Annotated in this window: 21 protein-coding genes; 14 read left to right on the forward strand and 7 right to left on the reverse strand. The window is 37.2% G+C overall.

Annotated elements, in window-relative coordinates; genetic code table 11:
* The first annotated feature begins 586 nt into the window (after positions 1 to 586).
* The gene (locus BUA72_RS13625; protein WP_034727888.1) at positions 587 to 1,003 is read left to right on the forward strand and encodes a nucleoside-diphosphate kinase; all 417 of its coding nucleotides are present in this window, start codon (positions 587 to 589) and stop codon (positions 1,001 to 1,003) included.
* Between the two features lie 77 nt (positions 1,004 to 1,080).
* Here BUA72_RS13625 and BUA72_RS13630 read toward each other — a convergent pair whose 3' ends face one another.
* Positions 1,081 to 2,925: an alpha-L-fucosidase gene (locus BUA72_RS13630; RefSeq protein WP_072923382.1), complete on the reverse strand. Its 1,845-nt coding sequence runs from the start codon at positions 2,923 to 2,925 to the stop codon at positions 1,081 to 1,083.
* A gap of 191 nt (positions 2,926 to 3,116) precedes the next feature.
* On the opposite strand from BUA72_RS13630, the gene BUA72_RS13635 reads away from it, so the two are divergent.
* The 4 genes from BUA72_RS13635 (at position 3,117) to BUA72_RS13650 (ending at position 6,394) form a co-directional block, all read left to right on the forward strand.
* Positions 3,117 to 3,326: an MNIO class RiPP chryseobasin precursor ChrA gene (locus tag BUA72_RS13635; protein WP_072923383.1), complete on the forward strand. Its 210-nt coding sequence runs from the start codon at positions 3,117 to 3,119 to the stop codon at positions 3,324 to 3,326.
* 3 nt (positions 3,327 to 3,329) lie between these two features.
* Positions 3,330 to 4,421: an MNIO family chryseobactin maturase gene (locus BUA72_RS13640; RefSeq protein ID WP_072923384.1), complete on the forward strand. Its 1,092-nt coding sequence runs from the start codon at positions 3,330 to 3,332 to the stop codon at positions 4,419 to 4,421.
* 34 nt (positions 4,422 to 4,455) lie between these two features.
* A complete protein-coding gene (locus BUA72_RS13645) occupies positions 4,456 to 4,953 on the forward strand; it encodes a chryseobasin maturation helper ChrI (protein ID WP_072923385.1) in 498 nt (165 codons plus the stop codon).
* An 811-nt stretch (positions 4,954 to 5,764) separates the two neighbouring features.
* On the forward strand, positions 5,765 to 6,394 hold the full coding sequence (locus BUA72_RS13650; RefSeq protein ID WP_072923386.1) for a DUF4082 domain-containing protein: 630 nt from the start codon (positions 5,765 to 5,767) through the stop codon (positions 6,392 to 6,394).
* Positions 6,395 to 6,465: 71 nt separating this feature from the next.
* Here the strand turns inward: BUA72_RS13650 and rpe are convergent, their stop codons facing one another.
* Positions 6,466 to 7,116, reverse strand: a complete 651-nt coding sequence (rpe, locus tag BUA72_RS13655) for a ribulose-phosphate 3-epimerase (RefSeq protein WP_072923387.1) — start codon at positions 7,114 to 7,116, stop codon at positions 6,466 to 6,468.
* A 96-nt stretch (positions 7,117 to 7,212) separates the two neighbouring features.
* On the reverse strand, positions 7,213 to 8,286 hold the full coding sequence (locus BUA72_RS13660; protein ID WP_034727527.1) for a chryseobasin maturation metalloprotease ChrP: 1,074 nt from the start codon (positions 8,284 to 8,286) through the stop codon (positions 7,213 to 7,215).
* Between the two features lie 51 nt (positions 8,287 to 8,337).
* On the opposite strand from BUA72_RS13660, the gene BUA72_RS13665 reads away from it, so the two are divergent.
* Positions 8,338 to 9,042, forward strand: coding sequence for a DUF4294 domain-containing protein (locus BUA72_RS13665; RefSeq protein ID WP_047453538.1), 705 nt, complete (start codon positions 8,338 to 8,340; stop codon positions 9,040 to 9,042).
* Positions 9,043 to 9,073: 31 nt separating this feature from the next.
* Here BUA72_RS13665 and BUA72_RS13670 read toward each other — a convergent pair whose 3' ends face one another.
* The gene (locus BUA72_RS13670; RefSeq protein WP_034727529.1) at positions 9,074 to 9,490 is read right to left on the reverse strand and encodes an NUDIX domain-containing protein; all 417 of its coding nucleotides are present in this window, start codon (positions 9,488 to 9,490) and stop codon (positions 9,074 to 9,076) included.
* 100 nt (positions 9,491 to 9,590) lie between these two features.
* Entirely contained in the window at positions 9,591 to 10,289 is a 699-nt protein-coding gene (mnmD, locus tag BUA72_RS13675) for a tRNA (5-methylaminomethyl-2-thiouridine)(34)-methyltransferase MnmC2 (RefSeq protein WP_047453536.1), read from the reverse strand.
* 85 nt (positions 10,290 to 10,374) lie between these two features.
* Here mnmD and BUA72_RS13680 point away from each other — a divergent pair, with 85 nt between their 5' ends.
* The 7 genes from BUA72_RS13680 to BUA72_RS13710 all read left to right on the forward strand — a co-directional run bounded on the left by BUA72_RS13680 (position 10,375) and on the right by BUA72_RS13710 (position 17,831).
* Positions 10,375 to 11,448 carry a branched-chain amino acid aminotransferase gene (locus tag BUA72_RS13680; protein ID WP_072923388.1) on the forward strand — a complete coding sequence of 358 codons (1,074 nt, stop codon included), beginning with the start codon at positions 10,375 to 10,377 and terminating at the stop codon, positions 11,446 to 11,448.
* 104 nt (positions 11,449 to 11,552) lie between these two features.
* Positions 11,553 to 12,833: a spondin domain-containing protein gene (locus tag BUA72_RS13685; protein WP_072923389.1), complete on the forward strand. Its 1,281-nt coding sequence runs from the start codon at positions 11,553 to 11,555 to the stop codon at positions 12,831 to 12,833.
* A gap of 396 nt (positions 12,834 to 13,229) precedes the next feature.
* A complete protein-coding gene (locus BUA72_RS13690) occupies positions 13,230 to 13,742 on the forward strand; it encodes an FKBP-type peptidyl-prolyl cis-trans isomerase (RefSeq protein ID WP_034727537.1) in 513 nt (170 codons plus the stop codon).
* A gap of 81 nt (positions 13,743 to 13,823) precedes the next feature.
* The gene (locus tag BUA72_RS13695; protein ID WP_228407911.1) at positions 13,824 to 14,864 is read left to right on the forward strand and encodes a peptidylprolyl isomerase; all 1,041 of its coding nucleotides are present in this window, start codon (positions 13,824 to 13,826) and stop codon (positions 14,862 to 14,864) included.
* A gap of 139 nt (positions 14,865 to 15,003) precedes the next feature.
* A complete protein-coding gene (gene tcmP / locus BUA72_RS13700; protein WP_072923391.1) occupies positions 15,004 to 15,858 on the forward strand; it encodes a three-Cys-motif partner protein TcmP in 855 nt (284 codons plus the stop codon).
* A complete protein-coding gene (locus BUA72_RS13705; RefSeq protein ID WP_072923392.1) occupies positions 15,845 to 16,570 on the forward strand; it encodes a DUF5131 family protein in 726 nt (241 codons plus the stop codon). The genes tcmP and BUA72_RS13705 overlap by 14 nt, the downstream gene beginning before the upstream one ends.
* Before the next feature lie 94 nt (positions 16,571 to 16,664).
* Entirely contained in the window at positions 16,665 to 17,831 is a 1,167-nt protein-coding gene (locus BUA72_RS13710) for a retropepsin-like aspartic protease (RefSeq protein ID WP_072923393.1), read from the forward strand.
* 568 nt (positions 17,832 to 18,399) lie between these two features.
* Here the strand turns inward: BUA72_RS13710 and BUA72_RS13715 are convergent.
* A complete protein-coding gene (locus tag BUA72_RS13715; RefSeq protein ID WP_139259616.1) occupies positions 18,400 to 18,663 on the reverse strand; it encodes a hypothetical protein in 264 nt (87 codons plus the stop codon).
* 492 nt (positions 18,664 to 19,155) lie between these two features.
* Here BUA72_RS13715 and BUA72_RS13720 point away from each other — a divergent pair, with 492 nt between their 5' ends.
* On the forward strand, positions 19,156 to 19,668 hold the full coding sequence (locus BUA72_RS13720) for a hypothetical protein (RefSeq protein WP_072923395.1): 513 nt from the start codon (positions 19,156 to 19,158) through the stop codon (positions 19,666 to 19,668).
* A 302-nt stretch (positions 19,669 to 19,970) separates the two neighbouring features.
* On the opposite strand, the gene BUA72_RS13725 is transcribed toward BUA72_RS13720, so the two are convergent.
* Positions 19,971 to 21,329 (reverse strand): M20/M25/M40 family metallo-hydrolase, encoded by a 1,359-nt coding sequence (locus BUA72_RS13725; RefSeq protein ID WP_072923396.1) that lies wholly within the window; start codon positions 21,327 to 21,329, stop codon positions 19,971 to 19,973.
* Between the last annotated feature and the right edge of the window lie 3 nt (positions 21,330 to 21,332).

Genomic DNA, 21,332 nt, shown 5'->3' on the forward strand with positions numbered 1-21,332 from the left:
ATAAGGCTTAGATTATTAAATTAATCTGAGAGGATTTTCATGACTTAAAACTCTAAGATTAACCATGTCAAGGTTCAAAACTTTGACATGGTTAAATAGTAACTTTTGCACTTTGTCTGAAAAAAGCTCATTTTTTTTAAATCAGAATTTCTTCTGAAAAAAAACACACTTCCATTTTTTGAATAACTCTACTATTTGTCTCAATTAGTTTGGCAGATATGGACATTTTTTGACATTGATTCGATGTCAAAAAAACGTGACAAAAAAAATATTGAAAAATTAATTTTATTTCATTGATTGAAATAGAAGCAATAATGTATTAATATGGTTTTAATGGGTTTTAAAAATTATCGAATTCGCAACATAATGTTTGAATTTTTGCAAATAAAAAACCCAGCCGAAGCTGGGTAAAAACTAATAACCATGAAAACTCAAATTAAACATGAGAATCGTAATAGAATTAACAATTACTGTGCCAAAGTTTTTTCTGCATTTCTTAATAAAAGTTATTTTTATGTTAAAAAAAATTAAAATAAAAATCAAAGATATTTTTTGTAATTTTGCGGCATTAAAAAAATATACATTTATGTCTAACATTACATTCACTATGATTAAGCCTGATGCAGTAGCAGACGGACATATCGGTGCTATATTAGGTAAGATCGCAGAAGGAGGTTTTAAGATCAAAGCTCTAAAATTAACTCAGCTTACTGTAGCTGACGCTAAAAAATTCTATGAAGTTCACGCTGAAAGACCATTTTACGGTGAGTTGGTAGAATTCATGAGTTCAGGTCCTATCGTAGCTGCTGTTTTGGAAAAAGCTAATGCAGTAGAAGACTTCAGAACATTGATCGGTGCTACAAACCCTGCAGAAGCAGCGGAAGGTACGATCAGAAAAATGTTTGCAAGAAGCATCGGTGAAAATGCCGTTCACGGTTCAGATTCTGACGAGAACGCTCTTATCGAGGCTCAATTCCATTTTTCAGGAAGAGAGATTTTCTAAGAAAAACGACCTCAAAAAATATAAAACCAGAGAATTTTCTCTGGTTTTTTTGTGACAAAATGTCTGTAATGTCTTGATTATAAATTATTTTCTATAGCATTTACTTTTTCTCGGTGTAATTCTACCGGTTTATCGAGAAGTATGGCAATCACGGTCATATTTTTATCCAGTCTACCTTTTGGAACATCGATGTACATCATTCCAGGCGTGTCACTCCAGTACAGTTTATTGTAAACTTTATGACTGATGATGGATCCTTCACCCACGATTCTGATTCTTGCGACATTATTTTTTATTCCTTTCAAAGCCACGGGACCTGTAGGTTTCCCTTCAACAAAGAGATAAATGGTCTGTCTGTCTTTTGAAAGGGCGCTCATTCCTGAGTAATGTCCTTCGGGCAAACCTTGTCCTGTTTCATATAATGCTTCCGCATGTTTGCTTATCCATTCTAAAGTTTCCGGATTCGTTTTGGATGTTTTTTGAATTTTCATGTCCTGTCCGTCGCTGGTAAATCCCGAGCCGTTCAGAAGATTATTTCCGCCATGCAGATGATTGGCAAGGTCATAAGCTGCCATTTTGGTACTTTTCTGCTCAAGAATGTCAGTAAGGGAATAGGCGTCTGCCGGAAAGTTCTTCAGGAAAATCGGCTTTTCTTTAAAAACAAGTTCTACAGTGGTGACATCCTGATCAAATTTCACCTTGGAAAGATCAACAGTCATTGTTTTGTCATGAGTAAAACTGAAATTCACTTTAGCAAGATCGTCCCCGACCATTTTTACAGCATCAGGCTTATTGGCTAAACCGTATACTTTTACAAAATCTTTGGCTTCTTCAAGGTATAAGAAAACTGATTTTCCAGTTCCTGAAAACGAAGATTTTCCCTTAAAGTTTTCAAATGGCAATCCTTTGGTGGTTCCGTAAATAGCTTCTTTGTTTTTTGCAGCCCATCTTCCTAAGTGTTTTAAAATATCAACCTGTTTTTCCGGAATAGTGCCATCAGATTTTGGACCGATATCCAGAAGTAAATTTCCTCCCATACTGATTACATCTGCCAGAGTTCTGATGATCATATTGGGTGTCTTATAATTTTCATCATCAGGCTGGTATCCCCAGGAGTCATTCATGGTATAGCAAAGTTCCCAGTACTTGTGTGATGGACTTACAACGGGAATTCCCTGTTCCGGCGTATCATAATCACCATGTTTATTGAGTCTTGGATTAATGATAATATTGGGATTGTATTTTCTCAGGATATCTAAGGTTTTGGAAGGCTGCCATTCCTCTGGAGTGTGTTCCCAATCGCCATCGAACCATAGCAGGTCGGGATGGTATTGTGAAGATAATTCAGTGAGCTGGGTTTGATAATAACTGACGAATTGCTGCCAGCGTTTCGGATCATCTTTTAGTTCATACCGTTTTTTTGTACGGGTATTGAAATCATAATACGGATGGCTCCAATCAGGAAGGGAATAATAAAGTCCTGTCTTCAGTCCTGATTTCTGAAGGCTTGTGACGAAAGGAGTGAGAACGTCTTTTTTAGCCAGAGAGTGAGTAGGGATGGTGGTGGATTGTTCAGCTTTTGAATTCCAAAGTGCAACACCGTCATGATGTTTGGTTGTGATGACGGCATATTGAGCGCCGGATTTTTTAATCAGATCTGTCCATTCGTCCGGCTTGTACTTCGAAGCCGAAAACCCGTTCAGCTGTTTCATATAATTCTCATGGTTGATGTAATTATTGAAGAACGACCAGGATTCGGAAATTCCGTTGACGGAATAAATACCCCAGTGAATAAAAACACCGAGTTTGGCATTTTTAAACCATTCCATCTTGGCATTGTCGTCCGGTTTTGTCTGTGCATTCATAGGATGCGACACGGTTATGAGTCCTAAGAAAAAGGCTGTGATCCACCTGTTTTTCATTTTCTTTTTAATTTAAAGCTTAAATATAAACAAAGAAGTGCTGATTTTCGGATAATGAGGTTGGATCTTGACTTTGGTAGTGAAAATATTAAGTCTAAACTTTAAATTTAAAAATGGGATACGTTAAATTGTTGTATTTTTAGCATAATCATAAATGGAACGTTTATTGTAAGTTTCATCAAAAATAGAATATGAAAATTCCAGCATTAGTAATGGCCAGTTTATTGGCTGTAAGTGTATCCGGACAAACGACAAAACCTGTAAAAAAGGGAACAAAGTCCGTGAAAAAAGTTAAAAAAATGGATTCTCCAAAGACCGTAAAAGCAGAACCTGTAAAGGTGGTGAAAAGGGATACTATTCTGAAACACGGTGGCGGATGTCCTGCCTGCGGAATGGGGTAGTCTATGAAAAAGCCGTTATTGGGTCTGGCTATGATGCCGGAAGCAGACTTTGTTTCCGCCGTACTTCCTCTTCTGCAGACGCAGTCTGTGGATGTTTTGGAGTGGTCTTTTGATACCTTTTATGATGCAGAAGAACTGGAATGGCTTTCCGGTCTTTTGGATCTTTATGCAGAAAATAACAGGCTTTTGGGGCATGGTGTTTACTATTCTCTTTTTGATGCGAGATGGGCGGACAGGCAGGAGGTCTGGCTCAAAAAATTAAAAGAAGAGGTAAAACGAAGAAGATACAATCATATTACGGAGCATTTCGGTTTTATGAATACCGAGAACTTTCATCAGGGTGTACCGCTGCCAGTTCCATTGCTTCCAAAAACTCTTCAGATAGGAAAAGACAGGCTAAGCAGACTTCAGGATGCTGTAGAAATTCCTGTGGGCGTAGAAAACCTTGCTTTTTCATTTTCCATGGATGATGTAAAAGAGCAGGGTGAATTTCTGGATAAGCTGGTGGAAGACATTGATGGCTTTCTTATTCTGGATCTTCATAATATTTACTGCCAGTCCTGTAATTTTGAAGTGGATATGAGGGAAATCATCAACCTTTATCCCTTAGAAAAAGTAAAAGAAATTCACCTTTCGGGAGGAAGCTGGCAGGATAGTGCTTACGGAAAGAAACCGGTAAGAAGAGATACTCATGACGACCGCATTCCTGAAGAAATATTAAATCTACTGCCTGAAGTGTTGATCCAGTGCCATCCTGAATATGTTATTATTGAAAGGCTTGGTCATACCTTACATACAGAGGCTGAGAAACAGATTTTTTTTGATGACTTTAACAGGGTTAAAAAAATCATTGAACTTTCGGATTATCCGGTGGGTGAAGAGAAAATTTGGAACAGAAAAAAGACTGTTCATTCACAACCTGTTGAAGATCTCTTACTTTATGCTGAGCAGACGGAACTGACCAGGCTTTTATTTGACGGAAATACTACCGAATCGATTAAAAACAGGGATTTTCATTACTTTAAACCTGAATCCTGGGATGAAGAAATGATCACTACCGCACAGCAAATTATCAAAAAATGGAATCCTTACTAGGATTTCTTTTGCTATCTATCACAAATCAAAATATATGAAAATGACAACGGTATTTTTACTAATTACTGCCGTACTTACGGCTTTGATCGCCGGGCTTTTTTATGCCTACTCATGCTCTGTAGTCCTTGGCTTGGGCAAACTTTCAGATACGGAATATCTGAAATCTATGCAGAGTATTAACCGCGAGATCCTTAATCCTGTATTTTTCATGAGCTTTATGGGAACTGCGATTTTGCTTCCCGTAACTACTTTCCTGTTTCGGGGAGACCAGCCGGCTTTTATCTTTCTTCTGTTGGCATCTGCAGTTTATCTGATAGGCGTGTTCGGAGTAACGGTTGCCGGAAATGTTCCCTTAAATGACATGCTGGATAAGTTTGACATCAGCGGATCTACAGCGGATGTGGTGAAGCAGATGCGTGACCGTTTTGAAAACAGGTGGAATCTTTTAAACAATGTAAGGACTGTATTTTCAGTCATAAGTATCGCTTTAGTGGTCTGCGCATGCATCTGGAGCAGGCAGTTGTCACAATAAATTTCGGGATTACGTAGAAATACTTAATTTCAAATTCAGTATTTCTACGGATGCATGATATAGGTTTTTATTAGGACTTTTACATAAGTAATAGCACTGGGAATCTTAAGCATTAAAGTCTTACGACAAAAAAAACTAATAACCACATAAGCTCAAATTCCGCAAGAAGAAAGGCAGCCCGCAAGAGCTGCCTTTTTATTTTTTTAATTACGATTGCAAAAAAAGGGTCATATGCAAAATGGATCAGTATCAAAACCTGTGGAGCAAATAACGTTTTTTTAACGCAAAGAAAATTACGATCATGCTAAAGGGAAGCAAAGTTGAATGAAATTGATGGATAGAGATCGCATGATTTTACAATTTCACGCAGATTAATCAGATGACGCAGATCTTTACTTTAGCTCTTCTGCTTTATCCTTGTCATTTACGGGAGAAAAAATTCAAACTATTAAGATTTTGTTAAGCTTTTAAGAATATTAAGTTTTAGCTTCACTTTAAGAAGTACAGCTTAAAAAATCATTTGATTTTTTCTTAACTAATCTTACATCCTTCATAAGATCTTAATCTTTAAAAAGGCGTGAAATTAGAATCTGTTCCATTAGCTAAATCTGCGAGAGTACATCATTATAAGCAGTCTTTTGTAGTTTTAAATGAAATATTCTGAAAATCAAAAGGCATATATATTTACTCCCTAAGTTTTTAGACTGAAACAAAAAACGGTGCAATAACTCCCATCAATAAGTGTTTTTCCTGATGTTTTACTTCTGGGTTATTTTAATCTTTGCCCTATCAATTATTAAAATTTAAACCCATGAAACATTTAGAAGTATTTTTCAACTTGAGATCGTTGTCTCTTAAAAATTTATGTACAGCAATAGCCGTGAGCTCAGTATTGATAACTGCAAGCTGCAGTAAGGATGAAGATGAGCCCGTTCCGCAACCTATCGTATATGCCGAAGAGAATCCATTAAATAAATACCATGAAGCCACAGGATTTACCACAGTAAGTAATTTTATCAATGCCGGAAATTATGAATTCGGTCTCGTGTTTTCTCCTAATGTAAAAGGAAAGATCAATGCCATTACCGTGAAGCTGCCAGATGTGAATGCAGCCTTGAAAATTACCATCTGGGATTATACTTCTAAAACAGTCTTAAGAACGGAGGTAGTCAATGTAGCGACATCCAATACTTTACTGACGAAAGCGATTGAAGCGCTGGCTTTGGAGAAAGACAAAAAGTATATGATTACAATGAATTCCAATGACTGGTACAAGAAGAATAAACCCGATAACAGCAATGCGGTCTATCCGGTGACTGCAGGGAATATAAAATTTCTGGAATACCGATGGCTGTCAACTTCATCCCAGGTTTTTCCGACTAATATCTCCCAGGATTATAACGGAGGAGATCTGAGCTTTAATTTTCAACAGACAGACTAATAACCCTATATTTTTTTAGAAGAAAAGGCAGCTGATTCAGCTGCCTTTTCGTATGGATAGGTCTAAAATGTTTAGATTTTAAGCAATTCGATGGTTCTTTCCGGGCTTTCTGCAGAGAAAACTGCATTTCCGGCAACCAGTACGTCTGCACCTGCTTCGAATAATTTTGAAGCATTTTCAAGATTGACTCCGCCATCAATTTCAATTAAAGCAGTAGAATTATTGCTCAGGATAAGATCCTTGGTTTCAGCAATTTTTTTGTACGTGTTCTCAATGAATTTCTGCCCTCCGAATCCTGGATTGACACTCATCAAAAGAACAAGATCAACATCAGCGATAATATCTTCAAGCATCAGAACCGGTGTGGATGGGTTTAAAACAACCCCTGCTTTTGCGCCTCTGCTCTGGATATGATGAATCGTTCTGTGAAGATGCGTACATGCTTCATAATGTACAGAGATAAGGTCTGCACCGTGATTGATGAATTCATCTACATACTTATCCGGTTCTACGATCATCAAATGAACGTCCACGAATTTTTTAGCATGCTGCTGAACCGTTTTCATTACCGGAAAACCAAATGAAATGTTGGGTACAAATCTTCCGTCCATCACATCGATGTGGAACCAGTCTGCCTGGGAATTGTTCAGCATTTCAATGTCTCTTTGCAGATTCCCGAAGTCTGCGGATAAAAGGGAAGGAGCAATAAGCTTCGTTTTCATTTTTACTTTTTACTTAGATTTTAGATGTCAGATGCAAGATATCAGATGTCAGACTCTTAAAGTCTGTTATCTGATGTCTGAAATTAGGTGTCTTTATTAGTGATACTTCAGTTTCATCTCCGGCTTAATCTTCAGAAGCGTTTCGTAGATCAGTTTGATCACGTTGCCTACGTCTTCTTTGGAAACCATTTCTACCGTTGTATGCATATAGCGCAAAGGTAGGGAAATTAATGCACTTGGTACCCCGCCGTTAGAGTGGGCAAAGGCATCGGTATCCGTTCCTGTAGCTCTGCTGGCTGCGGCTCTCTGGAATGGAATTTTCTTAGATTTTGCCGTATCAATAATCAATTCTCTGATCGTATGGTGAACACTTGGGGCAAAGAAAACCACAGGTCCGTCGCCGCACTTCTGGTCACCTTCTTTTTTCTTCTCGATCATTGGAGTAGTGGTGTCGTGGGTGACGTCTGTAACGATGGCGATATTAGGTTTAATTGTATCAGCGATCATATCTGCGCCATATAAACCGACTTCTTCCTGAACGGAATTGGTGATGTAGAGTCCGAAAGGAATCGTTTTTTTATTCTCTTTTAAAAGTCTGGCCACTTCCGCGATCATAAAGCCTCCGATTCTGTTGTCCAATGCTCTGCAGACGAAATATCTGTCATTCATTTCAAAGAATTCGTCCGGGTAAGTGATCATGCATCCTACATAAATTCCCATTTCCTCCACTTCCTTTTTTGAAACTGCACCACAGTCGATGAAGATATTTTCAATTTTCGGAACCGGTTCATTTTGGTTGGTTCTGGTATGAATGGCAGGCCATCCGAAGACTCCTTTTACAATTCCGTTTTCACCATGGATATGAACGACTTTTGAAGGAGCAATGGTCTGATCTGAGCCTCCATTTCGGATGACATAGATTAATCCGTCATCTGTAATGTAATTTACGTACCATGAGATCTCATCGGCATGAGCTTCAATCACTACTTTAAATTCGGCCTCCGGATTGATTATCCCATAGCAAGTTCCGTAATGATCCACTTCAATTTTATCTACATAAGGTCTGATGTAGTCCATCCAGATTTTTTGTCCTTTATGTTCGTAACCTGTTGGAGAAGAGGTATTTAGATAATTTTCTAAAAATTTTAAAGATTTCTTTTCAAATTTCATAAAAGGGAATGATTTTTGCGTGTAATTTTTGTTATTATAAGTGTAAAAATAATGAATTTTAGTAAGATTGTCTGTCTTTTTATCTTCTTTTTGGGAGTCAGTGTTTTTGGTCAGAAGGATTCTATTGTTGCAAAGCCTCTCAATCAATATCCTGCGGAATCATTGAAAGTGGATGAGTTCGGTAATAAATATTATTATGACGAACGCCAAAAGATGAAGGTTTATGAAATTAACGGCGAGCCCGTAGTGGTGCTGGACGAGCTGGTTCTGGTCAATAAACCCAGGTTTAATAACCAACTGGATAAAAATTACTACTATTTCCTCAATAAAAAGCTGAACAGGGTTTATCCGTTGTTTGTTACTGCACTTCAGCAGTACAGAGACATTCAGGCTGACATGACCGATATGGACAGTAAAGCCAAAAGAAAATTTGTAAAAGAAAGACAGAATATGCTTGCCGATCAGTATGAAAAGCAGCTTAGAGATCTTACGACTACAGAAGGCCAGGTTTTTGCCAAGCTGATGAACAGGGCAACCGGAAAAAACGTTTATGAGATCATTAAAGAAATGAGAGGCGGATGGAGTGCTTTCTGGTGGAATGTAAAAGGGAAGATGGCAGATATTGATCTGAAAGACCAGTACAACCCGCACAAGAACAGAACAGACGAGTTTATAGAATCGTTACTTCAGTCTAACTGGAATTCAGGGTATTTGCAACCTTATCCAGGATCCGGAGATTTTAAAGTCAGAAAATAAAAGAATACATATAAAAATTCCTGTAAGCTGCTTACAGGAATTTTTCTTTTAATTTATCGAATACAATTTTGTCGATTGGAAGTGGGAAAGGATTGTCCGGTGTATCGATATCGATCCATTCTGTTCTTTCAATACACGGATCAAGGATGAGGAAATCCTCTTCAGTGGTGATGTTTACTATATAATATATGGTAAGCAATTGTTCATTTTCTCTGAAACGGGATACCAGGAAGTCTTCCTGCGTATAAAAATGTTCTACCACTTCTATCTTTACATTCAGCTCTTCATCGAATTCACGGTGAAGACATTCTATAAGGCCTTCTCCGAATTCCAGACCTCCTCCCGGAAATTTCATTAAAGGTTCACCGGCATATTCTTCAAACAGGGTCAGTACTTTTTTATCTTTTACTGCGCACGCATACACTCTAATGTTGATCTTATCAATCATATATAATATTTTGTATAGCTAAAATAAGGAAATAAGTGCAAAGGGCCAATACAGCGATCTGCAAATTTATCTATAGGTTCCATAGGCTTGCTTTCGCTTCTTAGCCTTCAGTGTTTTCCTGATCTTCCATCTTTATAGCGTTAATCATCTCGCGTTTTCCCGGTGGTCCCTGTTTCTTCTCTACTTTAAAATTCAGTTCCTGAAGAATTCTTCTGACGCTTCCTTTAGAAGAGTAGGTTGTTAACAAACCGTTAACGGACATTTTGTCGGAAACCATTTCAAACAGTGGTTTTTCCCAAAGGTCAGGCTGTACTCTCGCTCCAAAACAGTCAAAGTATACCAGGTTTATTTTTGGTAAGTCTATGGTTTTCAGGTCAAAGAAGTCGCATTCTATCTTTTTTAGATTAAAACCGGTAATGATTTCAGTGGATTTTCCCCATTCAGCCTGATGAATTTTTTGATAAATATTTTTGAATTCCGGGTTATCAAAATGCTCATAGTAGGCCAAATCATTAATTTCAGATTCATTTATGGGGTATTTTTCAAGCGAAAAATAGTTGATGACATGATTTTTGTCAGTTTTTAAATATTCATTAATTGTCACCAAAACATTCAAACCTGTTCCAAAACCGAGTTCTAAAATATTAATTTCGTAATCATTTAATTGATTTAATCCGTTTTTGATAAACACATGTTCTGCTTCCTGAAGCGCTCCATGATGAGAATGGTAGTTTTCGTTTAAATCATTGATAAACAATGTTTTACTACCGTCGTTTGTGGTCTTAATCTCTCTTTTCAAGCTATTTTTTTGTCAAATTTACTCCAAAATTTTTATATTTAGAAAATTATGTTAAATTTGTAGAACATCGTAAAAATTTTTAAAAATGATAATTCAAAAAACTGAAAACTCCAGACTTTCGGACTTTGATCCGAACAATTTTTCATTTGGAAGTACTTTTATTGACCATATGGTGATATGTGAGTATGAAAATGGAAAATGGGGTGATGTAAAATTGGTTCCTTACGGTCCTATACCATTTACTCCGGCCATGATGGGGGTGAACTACGGACAAGCTTGTTTTGAAGGTATGAAAGCTTATAAAGACAAAGACGGGCAGGTTTTCCTTTTCAGGCCAGAAAAGAATTTTGAACGCATCAATAAATCAGCAAGCCGTCTGGCCATGCCTGAAGTAACTGAGGAAATGTTTTTAGACGGATTAAAGGCATTGGTAGATATCGACAGAAACTGGATTCCACAGGGAGAAGGAATGTCTTTATATATCAGACCTTTGATTTTTGCTACGGAAGAAGCACTAAAAGCAAGAGTTGCCAATAAATATATGTTTGCCATCGTGGCAACACCGGCGAAAAGCTATTATTCAGAACCTGTTTCTGTAAAAATTTCAGATCATTATTCAAGAGCAGCCAGCGGAGGAGTAGGTTCAGCTAAAGCAGCAGGTAACTATGCGGCTTCATTCTATCCTACACAACTTGCTATCGAGGAAGGATATGAGCAGATCATCTGGACGGATGATGCTACCCACGAATATTTCGAAGAGAGTGGAACAATGAACGTATTTGTAAGAATAAACGATACCATCTATACGCCGCCGACTTCTGAAAAAATTCTTGACGGAGTAACAAGAGACAGCTTCATCCAATTGGCTAAGAAAAGAGGAATTGAAGTGAAAATAGAGCCTGTAGCAGTGAAAACTGTGGTAGAAGCTCAGAAAAACGGAACATTGAAAGAAGTTTGGGGAGTAGGAACAGCAGTAGTAACCACTATATTCCAGGCTTTAGGATATGAAGGTGTGAAGCTTGAACTTCCAAGATTATCCGATGAGGAAAGCTATGCAGCTTTACTTAAGAAAGATCTTACAGACCTTCAGAATAACCTTAGCGAAGATCCTTTCGGATGGAGAGTTGTGGTTGAAAAAGATGTTTTGGAGACTGTTTAATATAAGCATTATTTGATTCAATATAGGACCGGCGGAAATTTATTCTGCCGGTTTTTTTATTTTCTCGTTAAATATTGGTAATTTTTCAGAAAATTTAGAATACTATGCAATTTGTAAAGTTCAAACGACCTCTTGGTCTGCTTTCTTTAATGAGCGTTTTAGCTTTTTCTTCGTGCAGTACTGATGATGATGGAGAATTGGCAGTCAATGATTCAGCCGTAATCACTGTAGAAAATATCATTGAAGGTAAATCATTATCACAGTCCGGAACTTTCCAGAATGCGGGATCATCACCGGTTCTTAATCCGGGAGAATCCACTTCTTTCAGTTTTTACGCAGGAAAAGGGCAGACTATCAGCTTTGCAGCGATGTACGGAAAGAGCTATGATCTTTTTTTTGCTCCTGCCAATCCGGGGATAAAACTATATCAGGATAACGGAGATCCGGTAACCGGGAATGTGTCTTCACAGATCAGACTCTGGGATAACGGGACACGCGTCAATCAGGCTCCTGCAGCCCCATTTACTCCTCCGGGAACAGCAGAAACAACTCCAAAGAATATTATGGAAGTTGCATTGAGTACGCCTGCTTCACAATTGCTAAAAGCTGAGCTTACCTTTGAAGGGGGCACAAAATTTACTTTAAAATTAACCAATACCTCAGGCGGTACAGCCAATGAAACACCTATCAGCGCCGGTGTATGGACAGTATCTCATAGTTCAGGAAGTACACTGTTAAAAGAAGATCCTATTTTTACGCCGGGTAAATTATCAGCTAACGGACTGACAGATCTTGCTGAAACCGGAAAATTAACGGCTTTAACCCAATATCTTACCGGAATTACAGGCCCGAATTCTCCGTTTTCACCAGTATTAGTCGTCGTGTACAGCGGTAATGAAAGTCCTATTTTTAAAACAGGAGAGAATGACCGCGGACAAGGTCTGAAGGAACTTTCCCAGCAAGGGAATGCAGATGTTCTTGCGAATTTCCTTAAAACCCAATCCGGTGTAAAAGAAGTATTTGTTCTTAAAGATCCTGCGAATACTGTTTTAAAGCCCAGAATAGACGGGAAAAACGGCGGGAAAGTATCACAAACAATTTCTGCCCGTAAAGGAGACCGTATTGCACTGGTAACGATGTACGGACAATCTAATGACTGGTTTGCGGCAACCATGAATAATGGGGTAGATGGTTCTACAAGAGGTGATATCTCTTCCATCATGGGGCTTTTTGACAGTGGAACTTTGGTAAGTTCTTACCCAGGTGCTCATATCGGATCTCAGCCGGCACAAACGGAAAGCCTGCCGGTACAGCAGCTAGCCAACCCGAATCCGTTCAATACACTTCCTTCTCTGCCACAGATGATTAAAGTGACCATTCAATAATATTTCAATATCAAAATATAAGATCACCTCTTTACGGGGTGATTTTTTGTTTTAAATATTTCATTAATTCAACCACAAAAGAGGCAAAAGTCTTTAATGTTAAACACTTTAGAACACTGAAGTTTTAAAAGTTTTACCATCCTGAAAACAATAAGATCACAGAAGCAGAAAATCAAAGATTTTCATAAGAACTTAAGTGTACTTTCTATGTACAATCTATTAACTTTAAAAATTACTAAAGTGTTTTCTAAGCTTTTGTGACTTTTGTGGTTAATTTTTTTTAATCTTTAAATCTCCCATAATTCCACCCCTGGAAAATTCTTCACCATTTTCTCCAAAATTTTTTAAAACCTATTGAACAATATTTCCCCGAAATGCGTATTTTCGCAAAAGTTTATGAAAAAATTACTCTTCATATCAGCAGTATGTCTGCTAAGCTGTAACCGGAAAGCTCCCGAGGCCCATCCTCCCGTTGGCGGAGTATTGAGCCAGAAAGATCTGGATGTTTCCAAGGAAAGGATGAGGAATCTGAATACCATAGAAAGAGGCCAGATTCAGGATTGGATCAAGGGCCAGTCTGTGAAGTATTATCCTACACAGCTTAATTACTGGGTAACGGTTGAAGGTTTTGATCAGAGGACAAGAAGAGCGGATGATACGCCGATCTCTTATTCTTATGATCTGTATGATTTTGATGAAACCAAGATCTACGATAAACCTTTTGAAAGAAGAGATGCCAGATTCGGGCATTTTGATGAACTGAAAGCGGTAGAGAATGCTTTGCGTTTTATGCATGATGGAGAGGAAGTAACGCTTTTGGTACCTTCTTCACTGGCCTACGGGACTTTTGGAGACGAAAAGAATATAGACAACGATATACCATTGATCATAAAATTAAAAGCTCTATAAATAATGAAATTGTTTAACAAGAATATAATTCTGGCAGCGGCAAGTATCTCGCTGATGAGTTGTACCCCAATCTATAAAAAAATGAACGTAGACAAAGAAACTTACGAAGGTCTTAATGACGGACTTTATGCAAATCTTCAGACTTCTAAAGGAAACCTGATCGTGCAGTTCGAAGACAAAAAAGCACCAGTAACTGTAGCCAATTTTATCGGTCTTGCAGAAGGGAAAATAGATAACAAAGCTAAGGCGAAAGGCGTTCCTTTTTATGACGGAACTATTTTCCACAGAGTGATCAAAGATTTCATGATCCAGGGAGGTGATCCTCAGGGAACAGGAATGGGAGATCCGGGATATAAATTCGAGGATGAGAAAAACGACCTTAAACATACAGGAAAAGGAATCCTTTCTATGGCGAATTCCGGACCTAATACAAACGGTTCTCAGTTCTTCATCACTGAAGTGGCTACTCCTTGGTTAGACGGAAGACACACGATCTTCGGAAAAGTAGTGAAAGGTAACGATGTAATCGATGCAATCGCTAACGTAGAAAAAGGAGCTCAGGACAAGCCTAAAACGGATATCGTTTTAGAGAAAGTTTCTGTTTTCGGAAAAGGTGATGCTTACAAAAACTACGATGCATCAAAAACTTTCACAGAAGGAAAAGCTAAAATCGCGGAAAACAATAAAGCTTATATCGCTAAAGAAGAGGCTGACAGAAAGAAAAAAGAAGAAGAATTTAAAGCGAACCAGGAGAAAATGGTTGAAGACCTTAAAGCTGGAATGCAGAAAACAGAATCAGGATTATACTACAAAATCACAAAAACAGTGGCAGGTGCAAAAGCTCCTAAGTCTGGTGATAATGTATCTGTACACTATGCAGGAAAATTAATCGACGGTACAGAATTCGATTCTTCATTCAAAAGAAACGAGCCTATCGAAATTCCAATCGGAATGGGAAGAGTAATCAAAGGATGGGATGAAGGAATCCTATTGCTTAAAGAAGGCGAAACGGCTACCTTATTGATCCCACCAGCAATGGCTTACGGAGAAAGAGGAGCAGGAGGTGTTATTCCACCAAACGCTTGGTTAGTTTTCGATGTTGAGCTTGTGAAAGTACAGTAATTGAGAATTTAAAATATTGAAAGCCGTCCGTGAGGACGGCTTTTTTTTGTTTTTACTTGAAATTCAGTAGAAATACGGTTTCCCAGAATTGATATTTTTAGCATTTTTATATCTTACTGTACTAAAAAAATAATAAAACATGAATGAGTTTGGAGGAAATTGGACGGAAAATAAAATTGAAATTTTAATTGAATATGCTAAAGCATACTTAACTATAATGAAAAAGTATGCTGACATGTATAATTGGCAATTATTATATTTTGATGGTTTTGCAGGTTCTGGAGAAATTATAGGAGAAGATAAAAATTGTATTGTAGGTGCAGCAAAGAGAATTTTAGAAATTGAGCAACCAAGAGGTTTTGATTTATATTATTTTGTTGAAAAAGAAAAAGAATTTGCAGAAAGTCTTAAGAAAACTTTACATGATACATTTCCGACTAGGAAAAACTGTATACATGTTGCTAATCATGATTGCAATGAAAAAATTGAGTCAATGAGTAGATTTCTTTCTGGAAAGAAAAAAAAATATAAATCATTAGCATATATTGATCCTTATGGTATGCAGGTTAACTGGAAATCTCTACAAACATTAAAACAAAATTCAGTTGATATTTGGATTTTAGTTCCTACTGGCATAGGATTAAATCGTTTATTAAAGAAAGATGGAAATATTTCAGAAGCTTGGATAGCTAAACTAGAAATGTTTTTAGGTATGACTAAAGATGAAATACTACCTTACTTTTATCAAGAATCTACAGTTCATACTTTATTTGGAGAAGAAAAAAAAATAACAAAAGAACAAAATGCAGTTGAAAAAGCAGCAAAATTATATGAAGAAAGATTGAAAAATCTTTTTAAATTCGTATCAAAGCCCTATGTTTTAAAAAATAAAAATAATTCTATAATGTTTCACTTTTTTATGGCATCAGATACAAGGGTTGCTATAAATATTGCAAATAGTATAACAAAAAAATTTAACAATGGCACAATCTAGTATAGAGTGGACAGAAATGACTTGGAACCCTACTACAGGATGTGATAAAATATCAGCAGGATGTAAATTTTGTTATGCTGAAATTATGTCCAAAAGATTACAAGCCATGGGCCTGGAAAAGTATAAAGATAATTTTGAAGTTAGAATTCATGAAGATGCTTTAGATACACCATATACATGGAAAAACTCTAAGGTTGTATTTGTTAATTCAATGAGCGATTTATTTCATAAGGATATACCATTAGACTTTATTAAAAAAGTATTTAAAGTTATGAATAACAATCCTCAACACGTATTTCAGGTTTTAACCAAGAGAGCAGAAAGGCTTCTGGAGTTGCATGCTGAACTTAAATGGTCACATAATATTTGGATGGGAGTTTCTGTTGAAAATGAGAAAGTCAAAGATAGAATTGATTTTCTCAGAGGCACAAATGCTAAAGTTAAATTCTTATCTCTTGAACCCTTAATTGGTCCCTTACCTGATTTAAATCTTACAAATATAGATTGGGTTATTGTGGGGGGCGAAAGTGGACATAAACCGAGACCTATGGATGCTGATTGGGTTATTGATATCCAAGAACAATGTAATAAAAGTGAGGTCGCTTTTTTCTTTAAACAGTGGGGAGGAAAGAATAAAAAAGCTGCCGGAAGAATACTGAACGGAAGGACATATGATGAAATGCCAGAAATTGAATTACAGAGAAGTATATAACTTATTTTAATGTTAGAAATATAATTTATAAATAGACTGTCAGAATATTTAATATTTTTTCCTAAATTTCCTTACTTTCGTGTAAAGTAATTTCATGAAAAAAATCCTCTACACCCTTCTCATTCTCTCCACAACCACCATTTCCGCACAAGGGAAGAAATTCTTCAAAAGCGGAGAAGTACAGCTTCAGAATCCGGTAGAAAAGATCAACCTGAGATTTGCCAATGATCTGCCTTTTGTACAGGTGAGCATCAACGGGAAATCATACAATTTTTTGTTTGATACCGGAGCTCCTACCGTGATTTCTACAGCGGTTTATACTGAACTGGGCCTGGAGAAAAAACACAGAAGTACCGTAAAGGATTCACAGAAAAATAAACACGAACAGATTTTTACCATTCTGCCGGAAATGATCGTTGATAAAGCCGTTTTCAAGGATGTAGGAGCTGTGGTGATGGATTTCAGTATTTCGGAACTGAGCTGTTTTAAAATAGACGGCATTCTGGGAGCGAACCAAATGGCGAAGCTGTTCTGGAAAATCAATTACTCGGAAAACTCAATGGAAGCGTCAAAAGATCTTGCTCAGTTTAATCCTGCAGATTTTGATATTGTCATTCCCTTCAGTCCGAGAGCGCAGAAAACCCCTGTCGTAGAAACCGATTTACAGGGCAAAAAAATAGATCTTACTTTCGATACCGGATTTTCCGGAAGATTAAAAATCGCAGACAACGCATATAATGCCGAAAAAGCTTTAAAGAGTGTAGAAGTATACGGAACTAACTCAGTGGGCGCTTATGGGGCTGCAAAGCCTGCTCCGGGCTATATTTTCAGGACAGCAGGTTTGTCTTTGGGCAATGAGAGCTTTTCAAATGAAATTATCGCTACCGGAAGCACAAGCCTGATCGGAAATGATTTCTTTAAAAACTTTATTTTCATCCTCGACTGGACCGGAAATAAAATCTACATGAAACGCATCAAAAATGAACTCGCCAAACTGGAGTCTTTCGGCTTCGGATACCGTTTTATCGATGCAAAACCTACCGTTGCTTTCGTATTCCAGGAAGAGAACTTCCCACTGAAAGTAGGAGATGCGATCATCAGTATCAACAATACCAATCTGGAAAATCTGGACAAAGACGGTGCTTGCCACTATTTCCTCAACAGAGTTGAAAGCGGGCAGAATGCCATCAATGTGAAAATTAGAAGAGACGGAAAGGTAATGGAGGTGAAATTGGAGAAGAAGGAGTTTTTGAAGGTGTGATTTGAGTGGGAGAGTTTGAGAGTCTTAGAGTTTAGGGTTGGTGCGTGTATGACTTTTGGGACTAAACAAGGATTTCAACCACAAAAGTCACAAAAGCTTACTAACACTTTAGTTATTTTAAAGTTGAATTGATTGCGAAAAGAAAGTACACTTAAGTTCTTATGAAAATCTTTGATTTTCGGCTTCTGTGATCTTCCTGTTTTCAGGATATTGAAACTTTTAAAACTAAGGTGTTCTAAAGTGGTTAGGATTAAAAACTTTGGTGCCTTTTGTGGTTAGAAAAATAATATAAAATGTTTAGATTATACCCATCTTTTTAAACTTGAATCATTAAGATTTTTAAGCCTTTATGAGTATTTAAGATTAGCTTTGCTTTAAGTGAAGTTGCTTAAAAAACGTTTGATTTTTTCTTATGATCTTCATTGACCTTAATGGTTTAAAATAATTCAATCGGGATCATATGGAAATCTGCGCGAAATTAAAAATAGTTGGAAATTACCATAGCCGTAGATCATAAAAAAACCGTTCAAATTTATTGAACGGTTTTCTAGTAAAATTGAAATTAAAGTTATGCGTGTCTGGATTTCTTCCTCATTTGGGAAGAATTCATTTTTCCGGTAAGGGAGTTGATAAATACAAGTCCAAAGCCCAGATAAGCTGCAAATGCAGTAAGATATACTATTAAGCTGTTAAAGCCTGGTTTGGTAGCATATATAAAATATACCAATACGGAAAAAACAGCAAAGCTTAGCAGAAGCATCAGGCTCCAGATATTCATTTTTGCGGCATCTTCATTTCTCTTAAAAATCATTTCAAAAAAATCTCTCATCATAATCTCTTTTTAAGGGTTATACATCTGTTTTCCATTCTTTCATAGAACGGTCCGGAATTATTCCGTTATACATTAATAGCGCACGGATCATGGTTATACTTGGCTAAGGTCATGATCATATGGCCGTTTGATTGTCTTACATCAGGGTATACTTTAAGTTACCCAGAAAATTTTAATTTAAAAGCAGTATTGAATCCCGACAAAGGATTCATGAGCTTTGACACCGTACACAGTTTGCATCGTAAAATGGAATTGATAAGAGGATTATCTCTTCCGTTGTATACGGTATCTAAGAAAATACGACTATATCAGATATGATGACAGCCTTATTCCGGCTCAGCGGAAACTGAATATTCCGCGGTAACCTTTTCTCATCGTTTGTGCTTAAATAATTTTTTTTCAATGATTTAGCTTGCGAATTTCATGCCAAAGTGAATTTTTTAACTTGTTTTTATGATTAAGTAACTTTAAGTTTGCATAAATCTATAATAAGTGACTCCTGAAAGTTTAGAAGAAAATATACAGAGTATGGCTGCCAGGCTTATAAAAATGGCAGAAGAATATTGCTGGAATAAAATATCTCATCAACCTACTTTTATTGTTTCAGATTTTAATGAATTCGGAGAAGACTTTCGGGAAATGCGAAAATTAAGGAATAAGATCAACAGATATAAAATACCTTTGCCGCTAGATGCTGTTATTGAATTAGTAAAAAAAGAGTATCAGGATTTGTATGATATTAATCTTTACATTTTTAAAGCATCACAGAAACAAACGATTATCGAAATTCAATATTACAGAAAATCAAATATGGAGCCTGACTATTATGAAAAAATAAAAGATAATCCGCCAATGCTTCATGTTAAGATTATACAGCCAGGTTATTCTTTGGAAGGAGAGAAGTTTGATATTAACTGGGAATCGGGTGGTGGATTACGACATTATTGGAAAAGTTTCCTTTATGAATTCAAATACAGGAGAATGGTGAAGAAATTTAAAAAATAGAAACCGCATGGAATCTGTGAAATTATTAACCACAAAAGTCACAAAAGATTTTTGACACTTTAGTTATTTTAAAGTGAATGCTTTGAAAACAGAAAGTTCACATAAGTCTTTTAAAAATCAAAGATTTTTATATTCACAATAATAAAATCTGCGCGATCTGAGGAATCTGCGGGAGATTTTTCACATACAGATTAAATAAAAAAATCAACAAGTTAATCCTGAAAAGCCGTTAGCTTCACCAAAATCAACCTGTTGACAACATCTTTCACTTGTAAAGGCAAAAGTATTCTAAAGGTAAAACCCTACCAGTTTTTATCAATCATATAAACCATCTGGGTCATAGCCGTCGCACCCAGAAGAAGCTCTCTTCTGTTCACTTTTTCGAAGGTATCCTCTTCTGTATGGTGGATATCGAAATACCTCTGGGAATCCGGCACTAATTCAGCGGTAGGAACTCCCATATCGTGAAGCGGGTAAATATCCGTTCCCGAATATCTGCCTTCAAAATTGTAAACGCCATAAGGCAGGAAAAGGCCAGCCCAGCTTTTGATCTGATTTCTTTTTTGATCATCCATTTCCAGGGCAATACCTCTTGGAGCAAAACCTCCGGCATCAGATTCAAGGGCAAAAATATGTTTCTCGTTCTTCTCTTTTACTGTTTTTCCGTATTGGATACCGCCTTTTACGCCATTTTCTTCATTAGCGAAGCAAACGACTCTGATCGTATGATTGTTTTTAAGGCCTAATTTTTTAAACGTTCTCAAAACTTCAATGCTCTGAACAATTCCGGCTCCGTCATCATGTGCTCCTTCACCAACATCCCATGAATCCAGGTGTCCTCCGACCACAATAACGCTCTGGTCTTTTTTACCTGTTATTTCGCCAATCACAGAGTGGGAGAGCTTTTCACCCTTCATTCCACAATTGGAGTTCAGTTTTGCGGTAATTTTCTGCGTTTTTAAAAGAGCTTCAAGCTCGTCTGCCGTTGTACTTCCTATAGCTATAGCCGGAATCTTCAACACTTTATCCTCATAACGCATCGCTCCGGTGTGGGGAACATCATCAAAAGCTGAAGACAGAGATCTCACTATCGCAAATTTTCCGCCTTTTTTAGCCGTTAATGAAGCGGCAGTTACTCTATATTTTGCAGCATCGCCGTAGCCTCTGAATGTTTCCACAAAAGACTGACTAAAAGGGTAGTTAAAGAACACGATCTTATCCTTTACTTGATCTGATGAAAGCTTGTCATATTCCTCCATAGATTTCACGATGATGATCTCACCTGAAACGTCTTTTCCGCCTGTACCTTCAGAATTTCCCAGTGAAAGCATCTTCAGGTTTTTCCATTTTCCGTCTGCTGTTTTGATCTGTAGGGATTCTTTTCCCCGCGTCCATACGGGAACCATTACTTCCTGAAGCCATACCTTATCGGCGCCAGCATCACGAAGCTTCTGTTCTGCCCATTTTACGGCTTTATCGTACGCTGCGGAACCACTGAGACGGTGGCCAATGTTCTTGCTTAAATCCCTAAGCTCTGTGTAGCCTTTTCCATTGTTTAGAATTTCCGTAGAAATTTTACTGAACTGTATCGAATCTTCTTTAGACTGGCCAAAAGCAGCCATTCCTAAAAATAATAATGAAGTTCCAATTATCTTTTTCATAGT

This window comes from Chryseobacterium sp. OV279, from assembly GCF_900128945.1.
Taxonomy (GTDB): Bacteria; Bacteroidota; Bacteroidia; order Flavobacteriales; family Weeksellaceae; genus Chryseobacterium.

Coding starts and splice junctions, on each gene's coding strand:
- BUA72_RS13625 (WP_034727888.1), top strand. CDS start 587: ATGTCTAACATTACATTCACTATGATTAAGCCTGATGCAGTAGCAGAC.
- BUA72_RS13630 (WP_072923382.1), bottom strand. CDS start 2,925: ATGAAAAACAGGTGGATCACAGCCTTTTTCTTAGGACTCATAACCGTG.
- BUA72_RS13635 (WP_072923383.1), top strand. CDS start 3,117: ATGAAAATTCCAGCATTAGTAATGGCCAGTTTATTGGCTGTAAGTGTA.
- BUA72_RS13640 (WP_072923384.1), top strand. CDS start 3,330: ATGAAAAAGCCGTTATTGGGTCTGGCTATGATGCCGGAAGCAGACTTT.
- BUA72_RS13645 (WP_072923385.1), top strand. CDS start 4,456: ATGAAAATGACAACGGTATTTTTACTAATTACTGCCGTACTTACGGCT.
- BUA72_RS13650 (WP_072923386.1), top strand. CDS start 5,765: ATGAAACATTTAGAAGTATTTTTCAACTTGAGATCGTTGTCTCTTAAA.
- rpe (WP_072923387.1), bottom strand. CDS start 7,116: ATGAAAACGAAGCTTATTGCTCCTTCCCTTTTATCCGCAGACTTCGGG.
- BUA72_RS13660 (WP_034727527.1), bottom strand. CDS start 8,286: ATGAAATTTGAAAAGAAATCTTTAAAATTTTTAGAAAATTATCTAAAT.
- BUA72_RS13665 (WP_047453538.1), top strand. CDS start 8,338: ATGAATTTTAGTAAGATTGTCTGTCTTTTTATCTTCTTTTTGGGAGTC.
- BUA72_RS13670 (WP_034727529.1), bottom strand. CDS start 9,490: ATGATTGATAAGATCAACATTAGAGTGTATGCGTGCGCAGTAAAAGAT.
- BUA72_RS13680 (WP_072923388.1), top strand. CDS start 10,375: ATGATAATTCAAAAAACTGAAAACTCCAGACTTTCGGACTTTGATCCG.
- BUA72_RS13685 (WP_072923389.1), top strand. CDS start 11,553: ATGCAATTTGTAAAGTTCAAACGACCTCTTGGTCTGCTTTCTTTAATG.
- BUA72_RS13690 (WP_034727537.1), top strand. CDS start 13,230: ATGAAAAAATTACTCTTCATATCAGCAGTATGTCTGCTAAGCTGTAAC.
- BUA72_RS13695 (WP_228407911.1), top strand. CDS start 13,824: ATGAACGTAGACAAAGAAACTTACGAAGGTCTTAATGACGGACTTTAT.
- tcmP (WP_072923391.1), top strand. CDS start 15,004: ATGAATGAGTTTGGAGGAAATTGGACGGAAAATAAAATTGAAATTTTA.
- BUA72_RS13705 (WP_072923392.1), top strand. CDS start 15,845: ATGGCACAATCTAGTATAGAGTGGACAGAAATGACTTGGAACCCTACT.
- BUA72_RS13710 (WP_072923393.1), top strand. CDS start 16,665: ATGAAAAAAATCCTCTACACCCTTCTCATTCTCTCCACAACCACCATT.
- BUA72_RS13715 (WP_139259616.1), bottom strand. CDS start 18,663: ATGATGAGAGATTTTTTTGAAATGATTTTTAAGAGAAATGAAGATGCC.
- BUA72_RS13725 (WP_072923396.1), bottom strand. CDS start 21,329: ATGAAAAAGATAATTGGAACTTCATTATTATTTTTAGGAATGGCTGCT.